At 36.8% G+C, this 1,216-nt stretch carries 3 protein-coding genes; all 3 read left to right on the top strand.

Features of this window, described 5'->3' with window-relative positions; translation table 11 throughout:
- Positions 1–253 precede the first annotated feature (253 nt).
- Positions 254–415 carry a hypothetical protein gene (locus tag ACWIUO_RS13725; protein ID WP_454178449.1) on the top strand — a complete coding sequence of 54 codons (162 nt, stop codon included), beginning with the start codon at positions 254–256 and terminating at the stop codon, positions 413–415.
- A gap of 34 nt (positions 416–449) precedes the next feature.
- Complete coding sequence (locus ACWIUO_RS13720) at positions 450–830, top strand: hypothetical protein (RefSeq protein ID WP_454178448.1); 381 nt, start codon at positions 450–452, stop codon at positions 828–830.
- The coding region (locus tag ACWIUO_RS13715; protein WP_454178447.1) for a hypothetical protein at positions 830–1,216 on the top strand (387 nt) is incomplete at its 3' end. The genes ACWIUO_RS13720 and ACWIUO_RS13715, both read left to right, overlap by 1 nt.

Genomic DNA, 1,216 nt, shown 5'->3' with positions numbered 1-1,216 from the left:
AACGCAAATTACAAGCAGTATAAATATTTTGCAAGAGATAAATTCTTTGCAAAATATTTTATCCCACGACACCAAAAAACACACAAGCCACACAGGCCACAGCAAAAACGCGTAATTTTAGGCTTTTTTAGGATTTTTAAGTTTTTTAGTTGTTTTTGCGTGTTTTATCCAAACAAAAAATAGATTGCCACGCGGATTTTCTTTTTGTCATTGCGAGCATTATTTTTTTGCGTTTTAGCAAAAAATATAATGCGTGGCAATCTATCGCTACAAAAAACCAAAAAACACGCTTTTTGCAAAAACTAATATAGATTGCCACGCGGATTTTACAAAATCCGCTCGCAATGACGAAAAATCCCCCAAAACACCCCCCCCCAAATCTAACCACTTTATTTTACCTCCGCTTTTTGCCTAAAATCCCTTACTTTGATTTTGAGTAAGGATAAAAAATGACCACACACACCACGCGCGACCCACACGCCACAAATGACCAAAATGCCACAGGACGCAAAGAATACTTAGAAAAACTAGACTTGCAAATACAAGAGGCAAAGAAAAATCTAGTATTTCAAAACGCCTTTTTGACGCATTGTGTTTTGATTGTAGCGGTAGTGTATTTTTATTTTATGCAAGTGTTTTATTTTATCTTGCTTTTAGGCAAGAAGCAATCAATAGAGAGAGGATATAGACGCAAGGCATTAGAAAAACGCAGAGAATTGAACATAACATTTTGCGTGTTTTTGTTTGATTATCACAAAGACAAAGCAATGCGAGCTAGCATAAGATTTTATAAATCCGCCAAAAAGCTAATACACGAGCGGGGATATTGATGATACAAATACATAACGCTAATTGTTACCCACACATAGCCAAAATACCCGATAATAGCGTGGATTTAATCATAACCGACCCGCCTTATTTGCTAAGTGGTTTAAGCGGAGTTTTTGCCAAAGAGGCAGGGGGAGGCAACTACGCAAAGCTAGTCAAAAACCACGAAACACTAGGCAAGGGCTTTGATTTTAGTTTGTTAAATGAGTTTGAGAGAATCCAGCCCACACTAAATGCGTATATTTTTTGCAACAAAAAGCTACTAGAAAAACTACTTATTTTTTATGCAAGTAAAGAGGACATAGACACCGATATTTTGATTTGGCATAAGCCAAACGCACGCCCCCAGCCTAGAAATCGCTATGATTTTGACATAGAATTTATCTTG

The organism is Helicobacter sp. T3_23-1056, assembly GCF_053654535.1.
Note: the sequence above shows the minus strand (reverse complement) of the source record. Positions and strands in the feature narration are given on the sequence as shown.